We start from the raw sequence: 20,864 nt of genomic DNA, 5'->3' as shown, positions 1-20,864 counted from the left end.
CTGCCCGGTTCGCAGGGTGTTGCGGGTCCCGGTGCGTGCAGATAAAGTGGTAATACCAATTTACAGCGTCACGCGCCCAGATTAAAAGCGGGCTATGTGGGTGTCAATTTGAGCGGCTCATACTTTGGTCGAAGACCGCTGGATGCCGCGTCTCTTGTGGGCTGTAAACGGGCTGTCTAGTCTTCCCAGCGGGTAGCGCCCGCTGCCTGACGATCGCCACAGCGGCGACCATTTCGAGGTGAGAACGGTGTCATTGGAGTTTGGTCAGGTTCGTCAGCGTCGTTTGTCGGACACTATCGTTGCGCAACTCGAGACGATGATCCTCGAAGGCACCTTGCGTGCCGGTGAACGATTGCCCGCCGAAAGAGCCCTGGCGGAACGTTTCGGCGTGTCACGGCCCTCGCTGCGCGAAGCGATTCAGAAGCTCACCGCGCGTGGCCTGCTAATGAGTCGGCACGGCGGCGGAACCTTCGTCGTCGATACCCTGGGCTCGGCGTTCAGCGACCCGCTCATGCACCTGCTGGAAAGCAGCGACGAAGCGCAGCGCGATCTGCTGGAGTTTCGCCACACGCTGGAAGGCTCCTGCGCGTACTACGCGGCCATTCGCGCCACGGAGCTGGATCACCAGCGCCTGCGCGCGGCATTCGACACGCTGCAGCAGTGCTACCTGCGCAACCCGCAGGTCAGCGTCGAAGAGGGCGCGGCCGACGCCTCCTTCCACCTGGCGATCGCCGAGGCCAGCCACAACGGCATGCTGCTGCACACCATCCGCGCGCTGTTCGACCTGCTCAAGCGCAACGTGGTGACCAACATCGGCGGAATGTACGAACGCCGCAGCGAGACCCGCGACATGCTGATGAAGCAGCACCGCGAGCTGTTCGACGCGATCATCGAGCGACGGGCCGAAGACGCCCGGGATATCTCCAACCGGCACATCCACTACGTTCAGGAAGTGCTCGCCGAAGCCCAGCAGGAAGCCCAGCGCGTGGCGCGGGCGCAGCGTCGTCAGGGCTTGTAGCGGTTAGATGAGGTTCGGACGGCGCGGGCTGGAAACCCGCGGAGCCGTCCGAAGGCGGGCGGCGATTACTCGTCCTTGCCCTTGGTGCGCATCGCGCGCTGCACCTCGCGATCGGCGTCGCGCTCCTTCTCGGTGTGGCGCTTGTCGAACTCCTTCTTGCCCTTCGCCAGGGCGATGTCGCACTTGATCAGGTGCTTCTTCCAGTGCAGCGACAGCGCCACGCAGGCGTAGCCCTTCTGCTGCACGGCGCCGAACAGCTTGCCCAGTTCGCGCTTGTGCAGGAGCAGCTTGCGCGTGCGGGTGGGGTCGGCGATGACGTGGGTGCTGGCGGTGGTGAGCGGCGTGATGTGGCAACCCATCAGCCACGCCTCGCCGTCCTTGAGCAGCACGTAGCTGTCGACCAACTGCGCCTTGCCGGCGCGCAGGCTTTTCACTTCCCAGCCCGCGAGAGCGAGGCCCGCTTCGAAGCGTTGCTCGATGAAAAAGTCGTGCAGTGCCTTCTTGTTCTGCGCGATGGAACCCGGAGATGTTTTCTTTTGCTTGGCCATAGGGGCGGCATTATAGGGAGTCGACAACGGCGCGGCTATGCCGCAGACGTGCGCTTGAGGGGGTTGGGTGAAACCCGGACAATGCGCGCTCTTTTTTGACCGGGTGGGCAGCAATCGATGGACAAGGTTTCAGTGCACGGCGGCTGGACCAGTCGCTGGGTGTTCATCCTCGCGGCTACCGGTTCCGCGGTCGGTCTGGGCAGCATCTGGAAATTTCCCTACATGACCGGCGTCTACGGCGGCGGCGCCTTCGTGTTGGTGTTCCTTGCCTGCATCGCGCTGATCGGTCTGCCGGTGATGCTCGCCGAAACCCTGATCGGCCGGCGCGCGCGGCAGAGTCCGGCGAACGCGCTGCGTGAGCTGGCGGTCGCCGCCGGGCATACGCCCGTCTGGTCCTGGGCGGCCTTCGCCGGGATGATCACCGCGCTGCTGATCCTTTCGTTCTACAGCGTGGTCGGCGGCTGGTCGCTGGATTACATCCTCGGAGTCGGGCGCGGCGACTTCCAGGGCGCCACCGCCGAGCGTGGCGCGGCGCTGTTCGGCGCGCTGGTGGACGATCCCTGGCGGATGATCCTCTGGCACACGGTGTTCATGGCGTTGTCGGCCTGGGTGATCGCCAAGGGCGTGGTCGCCGGGCTCGAGAAAAGCCTGCGAATCATGATGCCGCTGCTGTTCGTCCTGCTGCTGATCCTGCTCGGCTATAGCATGACCACCGGGCATTTCATGCAGGGCCTGCATTTCATGTTCAATTTCGATACCTCGCGGCTGCTCGAGGGAACGCTGCCCGCCATGGGCCACGCGTTCTTCTCGCTGAGCGTGGGGGTCGGTTCGATCATGATCTACGGCGCCTACATGCCGAAGCACACCTCCATCGGCGCCACCGTCATCGCCGTGGCGCTGATGGATACCTTCGTCTCGCTGCTGGCCGGCGTGGCCTTGTTCCCCATCGTGTTTTCCGCCGGGCTGAACCCGGGCGAAGGGCCGGGGCTGATGTTCGTCACCCTGCCGCTGGCATTCGGCAACGTCGGCTTCGGCCAGGTGATGGGTGTGGTGTTCTTCATCCTGGTGCTGATCGCCGCCTGGACCTCGGCGATCTCCATGCTCGAACCGATGGTCGCCTACCTGGTGGAGCGCAGCCGCCGTTCGCGACTGTGGATCACCAGCGTGCTGGCGTTCGTCTGCTGGTTCGTCGGTCTCGGCACGGTGTTCTCCTTCAATATCTGGAAGCAGGCGAAATTCTTCGTCCGCGAAAACGGCGGCTTCTCGCTTTATCAATGGGGCGCGGCGAGCGGGCTGGACTTCTTCGGCGTGATCGACTTCTTCACCTCGCGGATCATGTTGCCGCTCGGTGGGCTGTGTTTCGTGGTCTTCGCCGGCTGGATCATGGGGCGCGATGCGGTGCGCGACGAGTTGGCGATGCGCAGCCCGCGGCTGTTCGCGCTGGCGTTCCTCCTCATGCGATATGTGGCACCATTCGGCATTCTGGTCGTCTTCACCGCCCAGTTGTGGAACTGAACAGGTAGAAAATGAGTACCCATATTCAACGTTCGGCCTTGCTGCCGTACCCGGCCCAGGCGCTCTACGACCTGGTCAACGACGTGGCGCGCTACCCGGAGTTCCTGCCCTGGTGCTCCGCCAGCGCGGTGCTGGATGCCGACCCCACCTCCATGCGCGCCAGCCTCAGCGTGGCCAAGGCCGGGCTCAGTCAGCAGTTCATCACGCGCAACACGCTGACGCCCGGGCAGACCATCGTGATGGACCTGGAAGAGGGTCCGTTCAGCCAGCTGCACGGGGTCTGGCAGTTCAAGGTGCTGACCGACAAGGCCTGCAAGATCAGCCTCGACCTGACCTTCGATTATGCCGGTCCGCTGGTCAAGGCAACGCTCGGCCCGCTGTTCAACCAGGCGGCGAATACGCTTGTCGATGCGTTCTGCCAGCGCGCCAAGCAGCTCTACGGCTGACCCCATGATTCGCGTCGAGGTGGTCTACGCGGAGGCGGATCGGCAGGTGTTGCTGACGCGCGAGGTGCCGCCGGGAAGCGATGCTCGAGCGGTGGTCGTCGCCAGTGGCATGGACGCGGAATTTCCCGGGCTGGACCTGCAGGGCAGCCCGCTGGGGATCTTCGGCAAGGTGCTGGCCGATCCGCAGCGACGCGTGTTGGAGGACGGCGACCGGGTCGAAATCTACCGGGCGCTGGTCGCCGACCCCAAGGAAGTGCGCAAGCAGCGCGCGGAAAAGGCCCGTCTACGCGAGCGGGGCGAATCCCAGGCATGAAAAAGCCCGGCGAGCCGGGCTTTTTCATGCCTGATTTACTGCGGCGAGGTTTCCAGCGGCGTGGGCGTCGGTACCGGGACCGACTTGACATCGTCGACGTCGCGCTGAATCTGCTCGAGCAGCGAGCCGGGTGCCGGCTTCTCTTCGCTCTTCTGCGGTTGCTGGCTCGGCGCTTGCGGCTGGGTGCTGCCGTCGGTGCCGAGGATCGCTTCGTCGCGGCTGACGCCCGGCATGAAGTCGCCGTTCAGGCCGACCAGCAGGTCGTTCTGGTCGAAAGTCAGGCTGACGCGCTCCTGCAGGCGCTGACGTCCGCCAGGCTGGATGCTGTACAGATAATCCCAGCGATTGGTGTGGAAAGTGTCGGTGAGCAGCGGGTTGCCCATGATAAACCGCACCTGGCGACGGGTCATTCCAGGCTTCAACTGGTCTATCATGTCCTGAGTTACGACATTGCCCTGCTGGATGTCGATCTTGTAAACGCCGGGGAACGAGCAGCCGGCGAGAGCCAACAGCCCCACTAGGCTAAAGCTGGTAATCAGGAGCTTGGTGTTTTGCATCGGTGGGTTACTTCCACTATCTTGGCTGGGCCACGAAAACCCCGATCATACTTGCATTGGAAGGTGCTGCGAAGCAGCAGCCACGAGAAAGCTGACCATGGTTGAAAATAACGAACTTCGCAAAGTTGGCCTGAAGGTAACCCTTCCGCGGGTCAAGATTCTGCAGATGCTGGACTCGACCGATCAGCGCCACATGAGCGCTGAAGACGTCTACAAAGCACTGATGGAGGCGGGCGAGGACGTCGGCCTGGCTACCGTCTATCGCGTGCTCACCCAGTTCGAGGCGGCCGGTCTGGTCACTCGGCACAACTTCGACGGCGGCCACGCCGTGTTCGAACTGGCGGACAGCGGCCACCACGATCACATGGTCTGCGTGGATACCGGGGAAGTCATCGAATTCATGGATGCCGAGATCGAGCGGCGGCAGAAGGAAATCGTGCTCGAACACGGTTTCGAGCTGGTCGATCACAATCTGGTGCTCTACGTGCGCACCAACAAGAAGTGATCAATCCGTTGTGAAAAAGGCGACCCGAGGGTCGCCTTTTTCGTGTCTGCGTCATCGTTCCTGATGCTCAGCCGTTCGCCGTTTCGACCATTTTCCGCGCGTGGGCCAGGGATTCCTCCGTGAGGTCGACGCCGCCGAGCATCCGCGCGATCTCTTCCACGCGGCCCGGCGCATCCAGTTTGGCCACCGCGGTGCGGGTTTCATCGCTGCCGCGCGCCTTGTGCACGAAGAGATGCTGATGGCCCTGCGCGGCAACCTGCGGCAGGTGGGTCACCGTGAGCACCTGGCCTCGCTCGCCGAGGCGGCGCAGCAGCTGACCGACCACTTCCGCGGTCGGTCCGCCGATACCCACGTCCACTTCGTCGAACACCAGCGTCGGGACCCTCGAGGTCTGTGCGGTGATGACCTGCACCGCCAGGCTGATTCGTGAGAGTTCGCCGCCGGATGCCACCTTGGCCAGGCCCTTGAGTGGCTGGCCGGGGTTCGCGCTGACCAGGAACTCGACCTGCTCCAGTCCGGTCGGGTGCGGGTCCGTCGCAGCAATCTCGCGCAGTTCGATGGCGAAGCGTCCGCCGGGCATGCCCAGGCGCTGCATCTCGGCTTCGACCGCGCTGGCCAGGCGTGGCGCGCCTTCGTTGCGCAGGCCGCTGAGTTCGGTGGCTTTCTCCTGGTAGTGACGCGCGTAGGAGGCCAGCTCCTGAGCCAGCCGCTCCAGGGCTTCGTCATCGGCATTGAGGGTTTCCAGTTCGTCGAGCAGGCGTTGCTGCAGCGCCGCGAGTTCCGCCGGCTGCACCCGATGCTTGCGGGCCAGGGTATAGATGGCGTCGAGGCGTTCCTCGAGCGTCTGCAGGCGTGCCGGGTCGGCGTCGAAATGATCGAGGAAGCGGTTCAGTTCGCCGACGGCTTCCTCGACCTGGATCTGCGCGCTGGACAGCAGTTCGGCGGCCTCGTTGAGCGCGCCGGGCTGGCTGGAACGGTTGCCCAGGCGCTGCAGGCTGGCGGTGAGGGCGGAGAGCACGTTGCCGGAGTCGCTCTCGGCGCAGAGTTCGATGACGTGGCGGCAGGCGCCGAGGAGGCTTTCGGCGTTGGTCAGGCTCTTGTGTTCCTGTTCCAGTTCCTCCAGCTCGTGTTCGCCGAGGGCGAGGTTTTCCAGCTCTTCCATCTGATAGCTGAGCAGTTGGTGGCGGGCGCGCTGTTCGTCGCCACTGCTGGAGATGCGCTCGAGCTCCTGGCGGGTCTGGCGCCAGCGCTGGGCGGCGAGCTGGACCTGGCGTGCCAGCTCGCTGGCACCGACGAATTCGTCGAGCAGGCGGCGGTGGGTGTCGGCCTTCAGCAGCGACTGATGCTCGTGCTGGCTGTGGATGTCGATCAGCAGCTCGCCGAGGCTTTTCAGGTCGGCCTGCGGGCAGGGCGCCCCGTTGATGTAGGCGCGCGAACGGCCTTCGGCGGTGATCACCCGGCGCAGGATGCACGGGCCATCGTTGTCCAGGTCGCGCTCGGCGAGCCAGACGCGCGCCTCGGGGATGTCGCCGAGGTCGAAGCTGGCGAGGATGTCCGCCTTGTCGGCGCCCGGCCTGACGGCGCCGCTGTCGGCACGGTCGCCGAGGGTCAGGCCGAGGGCGTCGAGCATGATCGACTTGCCGGCGCCGGTTTCGCCGGTAATCACGCTCATGCCGCGGTCCAGCTCGAGATCGAGGTGTTCGACAATGGCGTAGTTATGAACGGACAGGTGCACCAGCATGATGAATACTCCCGACGTGATGGCTGGGTATTTATACAGTGGTTGTGTGGCGCCTGACAATCCGTTCCGTCGGTTGGGGGGCTTGTTGGCCGGGATGCCGGGTCGGCGCCCTTGAAGCGGGCGAATGCGGCCCCATATAGGCGGACAGAAGCGCCCGGCACGACCGGCGACCGATCAAGAGGAGGAATGCATGGCTGACGAACATAATCTGGACCCCCAATCCCCGGACACGGGCGCGGACGCGCCGGTAGAGTCTTCGGAGGACCTGGGCGCCCGCGTGCAGGCGCTCGAAGAACAACTGGCGGCGGCGCAGGACCAGTCCCTGCGTGTCGCTGCCGATCTGCAGAACGTGCGCCGCCGCGCCGAGCAGGACGTAGAGAAGGCGCACAAGTTCGCGCTGGAAAAATTCGCCAGCGACCTGCTGCCGGTCGTCGACAGTCTCGAACGAGGCCTGGAGCTGTCCAGCCCCGACGACGAGTCGATCAAGGCCGTGCGTGAAGGCATGGAGCTGACCCTCAAGCTGTTCCACGACACCCTCAAGCGCTATCAGCTGGAGGCGGTCGATCCGCACGGCGCGCCGTTCAACCCCGAACACCACCAGGCGATGGCCATGGAAGAAAGCACCCATGCCGAGCCGGGCAGCGTGCTCAAGGTGTTCCAGAAGGGTTACCTGCTCAACGGGCGCCTGCTGCGCCCGGCGATGGTGGTGGTCAGCAAGGCGCCAAGCGAAGCGCCGCCTTCGATCAACGAGAAGGCTTGAAATCGGCCGGCTGGCCCCCATCTGTTTAGTCAAGCGAATAGAGCTACCGCGACCCGCTGCGGGGCGCGCTAAAACCAAGTTTCGGAGAGAGAAGACATGGGCAAAATCATCGGTATCGACCTGGGGACCACCAACTCCTGCGTCGCAATTCTGGAAAACGGCAACGTCAAGGTCATCGAGAACGCCGAGGGTGCGCGCACCACGCCGTCGATCATCGCCTACACCAACGACGGCGAGACGCTGGTTGGCCAGTCGGCCAAGCGCCAGGCGGTGACCAACCCGCAAAACACCCTGTACGCGGTGAAGCGCCTGATCGGCCGTCGCTTCGAAGAAGACGTCGTGCAGAAAGACATCCAGATGGTCCCGTACAAGGTCGCCAAGGCCGACAACGGCGACGCCTGGGTCGAAGTGAAGGGCCAGAAGATGGCGCCGCCGCAGATTTCCGCGGAAGTGCTGAAGAAAATGAAGAAGACCGCCGAAGACTACCTCGGCGAGCCGGTCACCGAAGCGGTGATCACCGTTCCGGCCTACTTCAACGACAGCCAGCGCCAGGCCACCAAGGACGCCGGCCGCATCGCCGGTCTCGACGTCAAACGCATCATCAACGAGCCGACCGCGGCGGCTCTGGCCTATGGCATGGACAAGGCCAAGGGCGACCACACCGTAATCGTCTATGACCTGGGCGGCGGTACCTTCGACGTGTCGGTGATCGAGATCGCCGAAGTCGACGGCGAGCACCAGTTCGAAGTGCTGGCCACCAACGGCGACACCTTCCTCGGTGGCGAGGATTTCGACATCCGCCTGATCGACTACCTCGTCGACGAGTTCAAGAAAGAAACCGGGATGAACCTGAAGGGCGATCCGCTGGCCATGCAGCGCCTGAAAGAGGCTGCCGAGAAGGCCAAGATCGAGTTGTCGTCGAGCTCCCAGACCGACGTCAACCTGCCGTACATCACCGCCGATTCGACCGGTCCGAAGCACCTCAACGTGAAGATCTCCCGTGCCAAGCTGGAGTCGCTGGTCGAGGACCTGGTCGAGCGCACCATCGAGCCGTGCCGTCTGGCGCTGAAGGACGCCGGCATCGACGTGGGTAGCATCGACGACGTGATCCTGGTCGGCGGCCAGACCCGCATGCCGCTGGTGCAGAAGCGCGTGGCCGATTTCTTCGGCAAGGAAGCCCGCAAGGACGTCAACCCGGACGAAGCCGTGGCCATGGGCGCCGCCATTCAGGGCGCCGTGCTGGCCGGCGACGTCAAGGACGTGCTGCTGCTCGACGTTTCGCCGCTGACCCTGGGTATCGAGACCATGGGCGGCGTGATGACCCCGCTGATCGAGAAGAACACCACCATCCCGACCAAGAAGTCGCAGGTGTTCTCGACTGCCGACGACAACCAGAGCGCCGTGACCATTCACGTGCTGCAGGGCGAGCGCAAGCAGGCCGCGCAGAACAAGTCTCTCGGAAAGTTCGACCTGGCCGAGATTCCGCCGGCTCCGCGTGGCGTGCCGCAGATCGAGGTGACCTTCGACATCGACGCCAACGGCATCCTGCACGTGGGCGCCAAGGACAAGGCCACCGGCAAGACCCAGTCGATCGTGATCAAGGCCAACTCCGGCCTGTCCGATGACGAGATCGAGAAGATGGTCCGCGACGCCGAGGCGAATGCCGAGGAAGACCGCAAGTTCGAAGAGCTGGCCGGTGCACGCAACCAGGGCGACCAACTGGCGCATGCCACCCGCAAGATGATCGTCGAGGCGGGCGACAAGGTCAGCGCCGACGAGAAAGCCAGCATCGAGAAAGCCATCGGCGACCTCGAAGTGGCGGTGAAAGGCGACGACAAGGCGGAAATCGAAGCGAAGATGACCGCACTGTCCCAGGCCTCCGCTCCGCTGGCGCAGAAAATGTATGCCGAGCAGCCGCAGGCCGGTGAGCCTGCCCAGGACGGGGCCGAGGCGAAGAGCGGCGACGACGTGGTCGACGCCGAGTTCGAAGAGGTCAAGGACAACAAGTAAGCATCGCTTGCTTCGGCTCCACGGCGCGGGGTTCTAGCCTCGCGCGTCCAGACACGCCGCGCGGGAGCTTGCTCCCGCGTTGGCGTATCTGGTGGAGCGACAAGTCTGTTGCGCCAATGAACAGGCTGCTGGAGGAATTTGAGGGTTATGGCTAAACGAGATTATTACGAGATTCTGGGTGTCGAGCGCGGTGTCGGCGAAGCCGAGTTGAAGAAGGCCTACCGGCGTCTGGCGATGAAGCACCACCCCGACCGCAACCCGGACGATAAGGCGGCGGAAGAGAAGTTCAAGGAGGCCAGCGAGGCCTACGAAGTGCTTTCCGATGCCAGCAAGCGCGCGGCCTACGACCAGTACGGCCATGCCGGGGTCGACCCGCAGATGGGCGGTGGTGGCGGTTTCGGCAACAACGCCAGCTTCTCCGACATTTTCGGTGACGTGTTCAGCGACTTCTTCGGCGGTGCCCGCGGCGGTTCGCGCGGTGGCCCGGCGCGGGGCAACGACCTGCGCTACACCCTCGAGCTGGACCTGGAAGAAGCGGTGCGCGGCACCACGGTGACCATCCGCGTGCCGACGCTGGTCAACTGCAAGGTCTGCGAAGGCAGCGGCGCGAAGAAGGGCTCGACGCCAGTCGGTTGCCCGACCTGCGGCGGTATCGGCCAGGTGCGCATGCAGCAGGGCTTCTTCTCCGTGCAGCAGACCTGCCCGCGCTGCCATGGCGCCGGCAAGATCATTCCCGACCCGTGCGAGGCTTGTCATGGCCAGGGCCGCGTCGAGGAACACAAGACCCTGTCGGTCAAGGTGCCGCCGGGCGTGGATACCGGCGACCGCATTCGTTTGTCGGGCGAAGGCGAGGCCGGCGCGATGGGCGGTCCCGCGGGCGACCTCTACGTGGTGGTCAACGTGCGCGAGCACCCGATCTTCCAGCGTGACGGCAAGCACCTCTATTGCGAGGTGCCGATCAGCTTCGCCGACGCCGCGTTGGGTGGCGAACTGGAAGTGCCGACCCTGGATGGTCGCGTGAAGCTGAAGATTCCGGAAAGCACCCAGACCGGCAAGCTGTTCCGCCTGCGCGGCAAGGGCGTGGCGCCGGTTCGCGGTGGCGGTGCCGGCGACCTGATGTGCAAGGTGCAGGTGGAAACCCCGGTGAACCTGAGCAAGCGCCAGCGCGAACTGCTCGAAGAGTTCCGCGGCAGCTTGCAGAGCGACAGCTCGCACTCGCCCAAGGCCAGTGGCTGGTTCGAAGGCATGAAGCGTTTCTTCGGCGACCTGTAAATCTTCGCGTCGGGTCGTGGTGTGAACGCCGCGGGCCGACGCGCTCAGCTGGAGCTGATGTATGCGACGTATTGCAGTAATGGGCGCCGCCGGGCGCATGGGCAAGATCCTCATCGAGGCGGTGCAGCAGACCGCGGGCGCCGCCGGGCTGACCGCGGCGGTGGATCGCCCCGACAGCACCCTGGTCGGCGCCGACGCCGGTGAGCTGGCCGGAATCGGTCGCATCGGCGTGCCGCTGTCCGGCGACCTGAGCCGGGTCGTCGACGAGTTCGACGTGCTGATCGACTTCACTCACCCCTCGGTGACGCTGAAGAATCTGGAAATCTGCCGGCGTGCCGGCAAGGCCATGGTCATCGGCACCACCGGGCTGAGCCAGGAAGAGAAGCAGCAACTGGTCGCGGCGGCGAAAGACGTTCCGCTGGTGTTCGCCGCCAACTTCAGTGTCGGCGTGAACCTCTGCCTGAAGCTGCTCGACACCGCCGCGCGGGTGCTGGGCGACGAGGTGGACATCGAGATCGTCGAGGCGCACCACCGGCACAAGGTCGATGCGCCTTCGGGCACCGCCTTGCGCATGGGTGAAGTGGTCGCAGAGGCGCTTGGTCGCGATCTGCGCGAAGTGGCGGTGTACGGGCGTGAAGGGCAGACCGGCGCACGCGACCGGCAGACCATCGGTTTCGCCACGGTGCGCGCGGGCGACATCGTCGGCGACCATACCGTGCTGTTCGCGGCGGACGGTGAGCGCGTCGAGATCACCCACAAGGCGTCCAGCCGGATGACCTTCGCCAAGGGCGCGGTGCGTGCGGCGCTGTGGCTCGAAGGGCGCGAAGCGGGGCTGTACGACATGCAGGATGTGCTCGGCCTGGCCTGAGTGGCGTCTACGCCCTGGTCCGCCAGGCGCCGCGTTTTTCGCCCTCGCCTGGAGCTCTTCCCGGGTTTCGGCTGGACCGGGAAAGGCTTTTTCTGTAAGCTGCCCGCTTTAGTGTGCCCACTAAAAGTTACGCAGATGGCTATTAACAAAAAGCGGGATGACCTTCACACGTCATCCCGCTTTTTTACAACCTGCGTTTTGCTCCAGCCCTGATCTACCGGAGGTCTTCTGACTATGCCTGCCCCTAAACCTGCCATTCTGGCCCTTGCCGACGGCAGCATTTTTCGCGGCGAATCCATTGGCGCCAACGGGCAAACCGTCGGCGAAGTGGTGTTCAACACCGCCATGACCGGCTATCAGGAAATCCTCACCGATCCATCCTACGCCCAGCAGATCGTCACCCTGACCTATCCGCACATCGGCAACACCGGCACTACGCCGCAAGACGCCGAATCGGGTCAGGTCTGGGCCGCCGGTCTGGTGATCCGCGACCTGCCGCTGCTGGCCAGCAACTGGCGCAACAAGCAGTCGCTGCCCGACTACCTCGAGGCCAACGGCACCGTGGCGATCGCCGGTATCGATACCCGCCGCCTGACCCGCATCCTGCGTGAGAAAGGCGCACAGAACGGCTGCATTCTCGCCGGCGAAGACGCCACCGAAGAGCGCGCGCTCGAGCTGGCACGCAGCTTCCCTGGCCTCAAGGGCATGGACCTGGCGAAGGAGGTGTCGGTCAAGCAGCGTTACGAGTGGCGTTCCAGCGTGTGGAGCCTGGGCACCGACGATCATGCCGAGATTCCCGCCGGCGAGTTGCCTTACCACGTGGTCGCCTATGATTTCGGGGTGAAGACCAACATCCTGCGCATGCTGGTGGCGCGTGGCTGCCGGATCACCGTGCTGCCGGCGCAAACGCCCGCCAGCGAAGCCCTGGCGCTGAACCCGGACGGCGTGTTCCTGGCCAACGGGCCGGGCGATCCGGAGCCGTGCGACTACGCGATCTCGGCCATCCAGGAAGTCCTGCAGACCGAGATCCCGGTGTTCGGCATTTGCCTGGGTCACCAACTGCTGGCGCTGGCCTCCGGCGCGAAGACCGTGAAGATGCCCAACGGCCACCACGGCGCCAACCATCCGGTGCAGGATCTGAAGACCGGCGTGGTGATGATCACCAGCCAGAACCACGGTTTCGCGGTGGACGAGGCGAGCCTGCCGGCCAACGTGCGGGCGACCCACAAGTCGCTGTTCGACGGCACCCTGCAGGGCATCGAGCGTACCGACAAGGTCGCCTTCAGCTTCCAGGGTCACCCGGAAGCGAGCCCCGGCCCGCATGACGTGGCGCCGCTGTTCGACCGTTTCATCGCGGCCATGGCCGAGCGCCGCTGAGGTAGACGAGATGCTGCCAAGCCTGGGAATCACCGACCTCTGGACCTACGTGCTGGGTGCGTTGTTCGTCGTCCTGCTGCCGGGGCCGAACTCGCTGTTCGTGCTCGCCACCTCGGCGCAGCATGGCGTTGCGCGCGGCTACAGGGCGGCCAGTGCGGTGTTCCTCGGTGACGCGATCCTGATGCTGCTCTCGGCGCTGGGTATCGCTTCGTTGCTGAAGACCGTGCCGATGCTGTTCGTGGTGCTCAAGTACCTGGGCGCGGCCTATCTGTTCTATCTCGGCATCGGCATGCTGCGCGGCGCCTGGCGCAAGCTGCATGCGCCGGAAGTGCCGTCGCAGGCGCTGGAGAGCCATGAGCCGGTGAACAACCCGTTCGGTCGTGCACTGTTCCTCAGCCTGTCCAACCCGAAGGCGATCCTGTTTTTCATCTCCTTCTTCATCCAGTTCGTCGACCCGGCCTATGCCTACCCCGGTCTGTCGTTCCTGGTGCTGGGAACCATCCTCGAAGCGATCAGCTTCCTGTACCTGAGTTTCCTGATTTTTTGCGGTGTGCGTCTGGCCGAGTGGTTCCGCCAGCGCCAACGCCTGTCTGCCGGAGCCACCTCCGGCGTGGGCGCCATGTTCGTCGGTTTCGGCATCAAGCTGGCCGGCGCAACCCTGACCTGATTTGTAGAGCACGAGAGTCCCATGCCCAAGCGTACAGACATCAAAAGCATCCTGATCCTCGGCGCCGGCCCCATCGTCATCGGCCAGGCCTGCGAGTTCGACTACTCCGGCGCGCAGGCGTGCAAGGCGCTTAAGGAAGAGGGTTTCCGCGTCATCCTGGTGAACTCCAACCCGGCCACCATCATGACCGACCCGGCGATGGCCGACGCCACCTACATCGAGCCGATCAAGTGGGCCACCGTGGCCAAGATCATCGAGAAGGAGCGCCCCGACGCGTTGCTGCCGACCATGGGCGGGCAGACCGCGCTGAACTGCGCGCTCGACCTGGAAAAGCACGGCGTCCTGGAGAAGTTCGGCGTCGAGATGATCGGTGCCAACGCCGACACCATCGACAAGGCCGAAGACCGCTCGCGCTTCGACAAGGCGATGAAGGACATCGGCCTGGCCTGCCCGGTTTCCGGCATCGCCCACAACATGGAAGAAGCCTACGGCGTCCTCGACAAGGTCGGCTTCCCGTGCATCATCCGGCCGTCCTTCACCATGGGCGGCACCGGTGGCGGCATCGCCTACAACCGCGAGGAGTTCGAGGAAATCTGCGCCCGCGGCCTCGACCTGTCGCCGACTTCCGAACTGTTGATCGACGAATCGCTGATCGGCTGGAAGGAGTACGAGATGGAGGTGGTCCGCGACAAGAAGGACAACTGCATCATCGTCTGCTCCATCGAGAACTTCGACCCGATGGGCGTGCACACCGGCGACTCGATCACCGTGGCACCGGCGCAGACCCTGACCGACAAGGAATACCAGATCCTGCGTAACGCCTCCCTGGCGGTGCTGCGCGAGATCGGCGTGGAAACCGGCGGCTCCAACGTGCAGTTCGGCATCTGCCCGGACACCGGCCGCATGGTCGTCATCGAGATGAACCCGCGCGTGTCGCGCTCCTCGGCACTGGCTTCCAAGGCCACCGGCTTCCCGATCGCCAAGATCGCCGCCAAGCTGGCCGTCGGTTACACCCTCGACGAACTGCAGAACGACATCACCGGCGGTCGCACCCCGGCGTCCTTCGAGCCGGCCATCGACTACGTCGTCACCAAGATCCCGCGTTTTGCCTTCGAGAAATTCCCCAAGGCCGACGCCCGCCTGACCACCCAGATGAAGTCCGTCGGTGAGGTGATGGCCATCGGCCGCACCTTCCAGGAGTCCATGCACAAGGCGCTGCGCGGCCTCGAGGTCGGTGCCGCCGGCTTCGATCCGAAACTCGACCTGAGCAATCCGGAAGCCGACAGCATCCTCAAGCGCGAACTGACCGTGCCCAGCGCCGATCGCGTCTGGTACCTCGCCGATGCCTTCCGCGCCGGCTACTCGATGGAGAAGATCTTCGGCCTGACCAAGATCGATCCGTGGTTCCTCGTGCAGATCGAGGATCTGGTCAAGGAAGAGGAGAAGGTCAAGACCCTCGGCCTTTCCAGCATCGACTACGAGCTGATGCGCCGGCTCAAGCGCAAGGGCTTCTCCGACGCCCGCCTGGCCAAGCTGCTCGGTGTTACCGAGAAGAACCTGCGTAGCCACCGTCACAAGCTGAAGGTGCTGCCGGTGTACAAGCGCGTCGATACCTGCGCCGCCGAGTTCGCCACCGATACCGCCTACCTCTACTCGACCTACGAGGAAGAGTGCGAGGCCAATCCGTCGACCCGCGACAAGATCATGGTGATCGGCGGCGGGCCGAACCGTATCGGCCAGGGCATCGAGTTCGACTACTGCTGCGTGCACGCCGCGCTGGCGATGCGCGAAGACGGGTACGAGACCATCATGGTCAACTGCAACCCGGAAACCGTTTCCACCGACTACGACACCTCGGACCGCCTGTACTTCGAGCCGGTGACCCTGGAGGACGTGCTGGAAATCGTCCGCGTCGAGCAGCCGAAAGGCGTGATCGTGCAGTACGGCGGGCAGACCCCGCTGAAGATCTGCCGCGCGCTGGAAGAAGCCGGCGTGCCGATCATCGGCACCAGCCCGGACGCCATCGACCGCGCCGAAGACCGCGAGCGCTTCCAGCAGATGGTCGAGCGCCTGAACCTGCGCCAGCCGCCGAACGCCACCGCGCGCAGCGAAGACGAGGCGATCGCCGCGTCCAAGCGCATCGGTTATCCGCTGGTGGTCCGTCCGTCCTACGTGCTGGGCGGCCGCGCGATGGAGATCGTCTACGAAGAGGACGAACTCAAGCGCTACATGCGTGAGGCGGTGCAGGTATCCAACGACAGCCCGGTGCTGCTCGACCACTTCCTCAACTGCGCCATCGAGGTCGACATCGACGCGGTGTGCGACGGCGAAGACGTGGTGATCGGCGCGATCATGCAGCACATCGAGCAGGCCGGCGTTCACTCCGGCGACTCGGCGTGCTCGCTGCCGCCGTATTCGCTGCCGATGGCGATCCAGGACGAGATCCGCAGCCAGGTCAAGAAGATGGCGCTGGAGCTGGGCGTGATCGGCCTGATGAACGTGCAGATGGCCGTCCAGGGCGAAGACATCTACGTGCTGGAAGTGAACCCACGCGCCTCGCGCACCGTGCCGTTCGTCTCCAAGTGCATCGGCACTTCGCTCGCGAAGATCGCCGCGCGGGTCATGGCCGGCAAGTCGCTCAAGGAGATCGGCTTCACCACGGAAATCATCCCGCCGTTCTTCAGCGTCAAGGAAGCCGTGTTCCCCTTCGCCAAGTTCCCCGGCGTCGACCCGATCCTCGGCCCCGAGATGAAATCCACCGGGGAGGTGATGGGCGTCGGCGACAACTTCGCCGAGGCCTTCGCCAAGGCCCAGCTGGGCGCCAGCGAAATCCTGCCGAACGCCGGCTGCGCCTTCATCAGCGTGCGCGACGACGACAAACCGTTCGTCGAGCAGGTTGCCCGCGACCTGGTCGGCCTCGGCTTCGAAGTGGTCGCCACCGCCGGCACGGCGCGTATCATCGAGGCTGCCGGCCTGCCGGTGCGGCGCGTCAACAAGGTGACCGAGGGCCGTCCTCATGTGGTCGACATGATCAAGAACGACGAAGTCACCCTGATCATCAACACCACCGAGGGTCGCCAATCCATCGCCGACTCCTACTCCATCCGTCGTAACGCTCTGCAGCACAAGATCTGCATCACCACCACCATCGCCGGTGGCCAGGCGATCTGTGAAGCGCTCAAATTCGGTCCGGAAAAGACCGTGCGCCGTCTGCAGGACCTTCACGCAGGAATCAACGCATGACCAAGTACCCCATGACCGTGCAGGGCGCCCGCGCCCTGGAAGAAGAACTCGCCCACCTGACCAAGGTCGTCCGCCCGAAGCTGAGCCAGGACATCGGCACCGCTCGCGAGCTGGGTGACCTCAAGGAAAACGCCGAGTACCACGCCGCCCGCGAGCAGCAGGGCATGGTCGAGGCGCGCATCCGCGACATCGAAGGCCGCCTGCAGAACTCGGTGGTGATCGATGTGACGACCATCGAGCACACCGGCAAGGTGATCTTCGGCAGCACCGTGGAGATCGCCAATGTCGAGACCGACGAGAGCGTCACCTACCAGATCGTCGGCGAGGACGAGGCCGACGTGAAGCAGGGCAAGCTGTCGGTCAGTTCACCGATCGCCCGCGCGCTGATCGGCAAGCTGGAAGGCGACGCCGTGGGCGTGAAGACGCCCAGCGGTCTGGTCGAGTACGAGATCGTCGAGGTTCGCCATATCTGACCTGCGCCTGCGCCTGCGGGCCGGTGCCGCCGCCTGGCGGTTGGCGCAGACCTTCTGGGTCGGCGGTCTGTGGCTGCTGCACTTCGTGGTGGTGCCCGCGCTGCAGCGAATCGGCCTGGCGCCCTTGCTGGTCGAGGAGGTCGGCGCCGGATTGCGTGCGCTGCTGGTAGCCTTCGCGGCGTTCTGCGTGGTGCTGCAGGGCTTGATCCTGGCGCAGGCCGAGGGTTTCCCGAGCCTGTGGCAACAAGCGCGCGGTCGGCTGCTGCTGGGTATCCTGCTGATCTCGGCAACCTACCCGCTGCTGCGCGCAGGCCTGCCCGGCGCGGAGTTCGCCCCGCGCTTCGTCTACCTGCTGTTGGGTTTTTGCGGTGCGCTGCTGGTGTTGCAGCCGGTGCCGGGCCAGTCGCGGAGCTGAAGGCTCCGCCTGGCGGTGTCAGGCCTGGTGGCGGTGCAGGTTGGAGAGGTTCTTGTTCGGCTGCGGGTTCTTGCGATAGATGAGCGCCATCTTGCCGATCATCTGCACCAGCTGGGCCCTGCCGCTCTTGCACACCGCTTCGATCAGGGCAATACGCTCTTCGCGTTCGGTGATGCGGAACTGCACCTTGATCAGCTCATGATCGTTCAGCGCACGGTCGAGCTCGGCAGCGACGCCTTCGCTGAGGCCGTTCTCGGCGACGATCAATACCGGTTTCAGGTGGTGGCCGATAGATTTGTATTGCTTCTTCTGCTCTTGAGTGAGCGCCATAATCCGACCCCTGTTCGATTCGTTTTGCAAAAAAGTGGCGTAGTTTACCCGAGCGATTCGGGCCGCGCTCAGCCAATCACATTCGTTACCCGAGGTGCCTCGTGGCCCGTTCCAAGACTAGCCCTCGTTGGCTGAAAGAACATTTCGACGACCCCTACGTGAAGATGGCGCAGAAGGACGGCTACCGTTCGCGCGCCAGCTACAAGCTGCTGGAAATCCAGGAGAAGGACCGCATCCTGCGCCCCGGCATCACCGTCGTCGACCTCGGCGCGGCGCCGGGAGGCTGGTCGCAGGTCACCAGCCGGGTCATTGGCGACCGTGGCCGGCTGATCGCCTCCGACATCCTGGAGATGGACAGCATTCCCGACGTGACCTTCATTCAGGGCGACTTCACCGACGATGCGGTGTTCGCCCGTATCCTCGAAGCCATTGGCGAAAACCCGGTGGACCTTGTGATTTCCGACATGGCCCCCAATATGAGTGGAGTGAGGGCTTCGGATCAGCCTCGCGCGATGTATCTGTGCGAGCTGGCACTGGATCTCGCCGGCCGGGTATTGCGTCCGGGGGGCGATTTCCTGATCAAGATTTTCCAGGGCGAAGGTTTCGATCTTTACCACAAGCAGGTCCGCGAGCAGTTCGACAAGGTGCAGATGCGCAAGCCGCTGTCCTCCCGCGATCGATCCCGTGAGCAGTACCTGCTGGCTCGCGGTTTCCGCGGAGAGTGATTGCACTAAAGCGCTTTTCTGGCAGTCTCAACGATATAAAGGGTTACAGACACCTCCCGCCCGGGGTGGGGTTGTATAGTAAGTTAGGCGGGTTACCAACCAGCCGTCATGCGGGTACGAGGTCGAATTGGCCTGCTCCAGAGGGTTAGAGAATTGAACGACATGGCAAAGAATCTGATTCTGTGGTTGATCATCGCGGCCGTCCTGGTGACCGTGATGAACAACTTCTCCAGCCCCACCGAGCCGCAGACGCTGAACTACTCGGACTTCATCGGGCAGGTCAAGGACGGCAAGGTCGAGCGCGTCACCGTGGATGGCTACGTCATCACCGGCAAGCGTGCCGACGGCGACACCTTCAAGACCATCCGCCCGGCGATTCAGGACGGGGGTCTGATCGGTGACCTGATCGACAACAACGTGGTCATCGAGGGCAAGCAGCCCGAGCAGCAGAGCATCTGGACTCAACTGCTGGTGGCGAGCTTCCCGATCCTGGTGATCATCGCGGTGTTCATGTTCTTCATGCGCCAGATGCAGGGCGGCGCCGGCGGCAAGGGTGGGCCGATGAGCTTCGGCAAGTCCAAGGCGCGCCTGCTTTCTGAAGACCAGGTGAAGACCACCTTCGCCGACGTCGCCGGTTGTGACGAGGCCAAGGAGGAGGTCAGCGAGCTGGTCGAGTTCCTGCGCGATCCGGGCAAGTTCCAGCGCCTGGGCGGGCGTATTCCGCGCGGCGTGCTGATGGTCGGCTCGCCGGGTACCGGTAAGACGCTGCTGGCCAAGGCCGTTGCCGGCGAGGCCAAGGTGCCGTTTTTCACCATTTCCGGTTCCGATTTCGTCGAGATGTTCGTCGGCGTGGGTGCATCCCGCGTTCGTGACATGTTCGACCAGGCGAAGAAACACGCGCCCTGCATCATCTTCATCGACGAGATCGACGCCGTCGGCCGCCACCGTGGCGCCGGCATGGGCGGCGGTCACGACGAGCGCGAGCAGACCCTCAACCAGTTGCTGGTTGAGATGGACGGCTTCGAGATGAACGACGGCATTATCGTGATCGCGGCGACCAACCGTCCCGACGTGCTCGACCCCGCGCTGTTGCGTCCGGGCCGTTTCGACCGCCAGGTGGTGGTCGGCCTGCCGGACATCCGTGGCCGCGAGCAGATCCTCAACGTGCACATGCGCAAGGTGCCGATGGGCGAGAACGTCAAGGCAGCGGTCATCGCGCGCGGTACGCCGGGCTTCTCCGGCGCCGACCTGGCCAACCTGGTCAACGAGGCGTCGCTGTTCGCCGCGCGCTCCGGCAAGCGTGTCGTCGACATGAAGGAATTCGAGCTGGCCAAAGACAAGATCATGATGGGTGCCGAGCGCAAGACCATGGTCATGTCGGACAAGGAAAAGCTCAATACGGCCTACCACGAAGCCGGCCATGCCATCGTAGGGCGCCTGGTTCCCGAGCATGATCCGGTCTACAAGGTCTCGATCATCCCGCGTGGCCGCGCTCTGGGCGTGACCATGTTCCTCCCCGAGGAAGACCGCTACAGCCTTTCCAAGCGTGCGCTGATCGGCCAGATCTGCTCGCTGTTCGGCGGCCGTATCGCCGAAGAGATGACGCTGGGCTTCGACGGCGTCACCACCGGTGCCTCGAACGACATCATGCGCGCCACCCAGTTGGCGAAGAACATGGTCACCAAGTGGGGCCTGTCCGAGAAGCTCGGCCCGCTGATGTATGCCGAGGACGAGAACGAGGGTTACCTCGGTCGTGGCGGTAGCAGCCAGAACGCCAGCATGTCAGCGGATACCGCCAAGCTGATCGATCTGGAAATCCGTAGCATCATTGACAGCTGCTACGGCACCGCCAAGCAGCTTCTGGTGGAGAACCGCGACAAGCTCGACCGCATGGCCGAAGCGCTGATGAAGTACGAAACCATCGATGCCGACCAGATCGACGACATCATGGCCGGTCGTATACCGCGCGAGCCGCGTGATTGGCAGGACGGTACGGGCGGCGCCTCGGGTCCGACCGTGACGCGCCCCGAGGGTGATCGCCCGGAAACCCCGATCGGTGGTCCGGCCGGCGAACACTAAGA

Annotated in this window: 20 protein-coding genes; 16 read left to right on the top strand and 4 right to left on the bottom strand. The window is 64.3% G+C overall.

Annotation, left to right across the window (positions count from 1 at the left end):
• Positions 1–253: 253 nt before the first annotated feature.
• The gene (locus BLV15_RS00380) at positions 254–1,018 is read left to right on the top strand and encodes a GntR family transcriptional regulator (RefSeq protein WP_090223653.1); all 765 of its coding nucleotides are present in this window, start codon (positions 254–256) and stop codon (positions 1,016–1,018) included.
• 65 nt (positions 1,019–1,083) lie between these two features.
• Here the strand turns inward: BLV15_RS00380 and smpB are convergent, their stop codons facing one another.
• Positions 1,084–1,566 (bottom strand): SsrA-binding protein SmpB, encoded by a 483-nt coding sequence (gene smpB / locus BLV15_RS00375; protein WP_090223652.1) that lies wholly within the window; start codon positions 1,564–1,566, stop codon positions 1,084–1,086.
• Between the two features lie 117 nt (positions 1,567–1,683).
• Between smpB and BLV15_RS00370 the strand changes: the two genes are divergently transcribed.
• Genes BLV15_RS00370 through BLV15_RS00360 form a run of 3 tightly spaced genes read left to right on the top strand, consistent with a single transcriptional unit; the run spans position 1,684 to position 3,840 of the window.
• On the top strand, positions 1,684–3,081 hold the full coding sequence (locus BLV15_RS00370; RefSeq protein WP_090223650.1) for a sodium-dependent transporter: 1,398 nt from the start codon (positions 1,684–1,686) through the stop codon (positions 3,079–3,081).
• Positions 3,082–3,092: 11 nt separating this feature from the next.
• Complete coding sequence (locus BLV15_RS00365; RefSeq protein WP_090223648.1) at positions 3,093–3,527, top strand: type II toxin-antitoxin system RatA family toxin; 435 nt, start codon at positions 3,093–3,095, stop codon at positions 3,525–3,527.
• Between the two features lie 4 nt (positions 3,528–3,531).
• Positions 3,532–3,840: an RnfH family protein gene (locus BLV15_RS00360; protein ID WP_245728108.1), complete on the top strand. Its 309-nt coding sequence runs from the start codon at positions 3,532–3,534 to the stop codon at positions 3,838–3,840.
• A gap of 35 nt (positions 3,841–3,875) precedes the next feature.
• On the opposite strand, the gene BLV15_RS00355 is transcribed toward BLV15_RS00360, so the two are convergent.
• Positions 3,876–4,397 carry an outer membrane protein assembly factor BamE gene (locus BLV15_RS00355; protein WP_090223645.1) on the bottom strand — a complete coding sequence of 174 codons (522 nt, stop codon included), beginning with the start codon at positions 4,395–4,397 and terminating at the stop codon, positions 3,876–3,878.
• A gap of 97 nt (positions 4,398–4,494) precedes the next feature.
• Between BLV15_RS00355 and fur the strand changes: the two genes are divergently transcribed.
• Complete coding sequence (gene fur, locus BLV15_RS00350; protein ID WP_090223643.1) at positions 4,495–4,902, top strand: ferric iron uptake transcriptional regulator; 408 nt, start codon at positions 4,495–4,497, stop codon at positions 4,900–4,902.
• Between the two features lie 67 nt (positions 4,903–4,969).
• Here the strand turns inward: fur and recN are convergent, their stop codons facing one another.
• Positions 4,970–6,643 (bottom strand): DNA repair protein RecN, encoded by a 1,674-nt coding sequence (recN, locus tag BLV15_RS00345; protein ID WP_090223642.1) that lies wholly within the window; start codon positions 6,641–6,643, stop codon positions 4,970–4,972.
• Positions 6,644–6,767: 124 nt separating this feature from the next.
• Here recN and grpE point away from each other — a divergent pair, with 124 nt between their 5' ends.
• The 9 genes from grpE to BLV15_RS00300 all read left to right on the top strand — a co-directional run bounded on the left by grpE (position 6,768) and on the right by BLV15_RS00300 (position 17,728).
• The gene (grpE, locus tag BLV15_RS00340) at positions 6,768–7,403 is read left to right on the top strand and encodes a nucleotide exchange factor GrpE (protein ID WP_090223640.1); all 636 of its coding nucleotides are present in this window, start codon (positions 6,768–6,770) and stop codon (positions 7,401–7,403) included.
• A 96-nt stretch (positions 7,404–7,499) separates the two neighbouring features.
• Positions 7,500–9,413 carry a molecular chaperone DnaK gene (gene dnaK / locus BLV15_RS00335; protein ID WP_090223639.1) on the top strand — a complete coding sequence of 638 codons (1,914 nt, stop codon included), beginning with the start codon at positions 7,500–7,502 and terminating at the stop codon, positions 9,411–9,413.
• A 147-nt stretch (positions 9,414–9,560) separates the two neighbouring features.
• Positions 9,561–10,685, top strand: coding sequence for a molecular chaperone DnaJ (gene dnaJ, locus BLV15_RS00330; protein WP_090223637.1), 1,125 nt, complete (start codon positions 9,561–9,563; stop codon positions 10,683–10,685).
• A gap of 61 nt (positions 10,686–10,746) precedes the next feature.
• Positions 10,747–11,553 (top strand): 4-hydroxy-tetrahydrodipicolinate reductase, encoded by an 807-nt coding sequence (dapB, locus tag BLV15_RS00325; protein WP_090223635.1) that lies wholly within the window; start codon positions 10,747–10,749, stop codon positions 11,551–11,553.
• Positions 11,554–11,787: 234 nt separating this feature from the next.
• The gene (carA, locus tag BLV15_RS00320) at positions 11,788–12,930 is read left to right on the top strand and encodes a glutamine-hydrolyzing carbamoyl-phosphate synthase small subunit (RefSeq protein ID WP_090223633.1); all 1,143 of its coding nucleotides are present in this window, start codon (positions 11,788–11,790) and stop codon (positions 12,928–12,930) included.
• A 13-nt stretch (positions 12,931–12,943) separates the two neighbouring features.
• Positions 12,944–13,597 carry a leucine efflux protein LeuE gene (leuE, locus tag BLV15_RS00315; RefSeq protein WP_090225141.1) on the top strand — a complete coding sequence of 218 codons (654 nt, stop codon included), beginning with the start codon at positions 12,944–12,946 and terminating at the stop codon, positions 13,595–13,597.
• Positions 13,598–13,618: 21 nt separating this feature from the next.
• A complete protein-coding gene (gene carB, locus BLV15_RS00310) occupies positions 13,619–16,840 on the top strand; it encodes a carbamoyl-phosphate synthase large subunit (protein WP_090223632.1) in 3,222 nt (1,073 codons plus the stop codon).
• Positions 16,837–17,313, top strand: a complete 477-nt coding sequence (greA, locus tag BLV15_RS00305) for a transcription elongation factor GreA (protein ID WP_090223630.1) — start codon at positions 16,837–16,839, stop codon at positions 17,311–17,313. Before carB ends, greA begins: the two co-directional genes overlap by 4 nt.
• A gap of 13 nt (positions 17,314–17,326) precedes the next feature.
• Positions 17,327–17,728: a DUF4149 domain-containing protein gene (locus BLV15_RS00300; RefSeq protein WP_090223628.1), complete on the top strand. Its 402-nt coding sequence runs from the start codon at positions 17,327–17,329 to the stop codon at positions 17,726–17,728.
• An 18-nt stretch (positions 17,729–17,746) separates the two neighbouring features.
• Here the strand turns inward: BLV15_RS00300 and yhbY are convergent, their stop codons facing one another.
• The gene (gene yhbY / locus BLV15_RS00295) at positions 17,747–18,058 is read right to left on the bottom strand and encodes a ribosome assembly RNA-binding protein YhbY (RefSeq protein WP_090223626.1); all 312 of its coding nucleotides are present in this window, start codon (positions 18,056–18,058) and stop codon (positions 17,747–17,749) included.
• 101 nt (positions 18,059–18,159) lie between these two features.
• Between yhbY and rlmE the strand changes: the two genes are divergently transcribed.
• A complete protein-coding gene (gene rlmE, locus BLV15_RS00290) occupies positions 18,160–18,783 on the top strand; it encodes a 23S rRNA (uridine(2552)-2'-O)-methyltransferase RlmE (protein ID WP_090223625.1) in 624 nt (207 codons plus the stop codon).
• 162 nt (positions 18,784–18,945) lie between these two features.
• Positions 18,946–20,862, top strand: a complete 1,917-nt coding sequence (gene ftsH, locus BLV15_RS00285) for an ATP-dependent zinc metalloprotease FtsH (protein ID WP_090223623.1) — start codon at positions 18,946–18,948, stop codon at positions 20,860–20,862.
• The last annotated feature ends 2 nt before the right edge of the window (positions 20,863–20,864 follow it).

Source organism: Pseudomonas kuykendallii, from assembly GCF_900106975.1.
In the GTDB taxonomy this organism is placed as follows: Bacteria; Pseudomonadota; Gammaproteobacteria; order Pseudomonadales; family Pseudomonadaceae; genus Pseudomonas_O; species Pseudomonas_O kuykendallii.
This window is presented reverse-complemented; position numbering and strand designations above follow the sequence as displayed.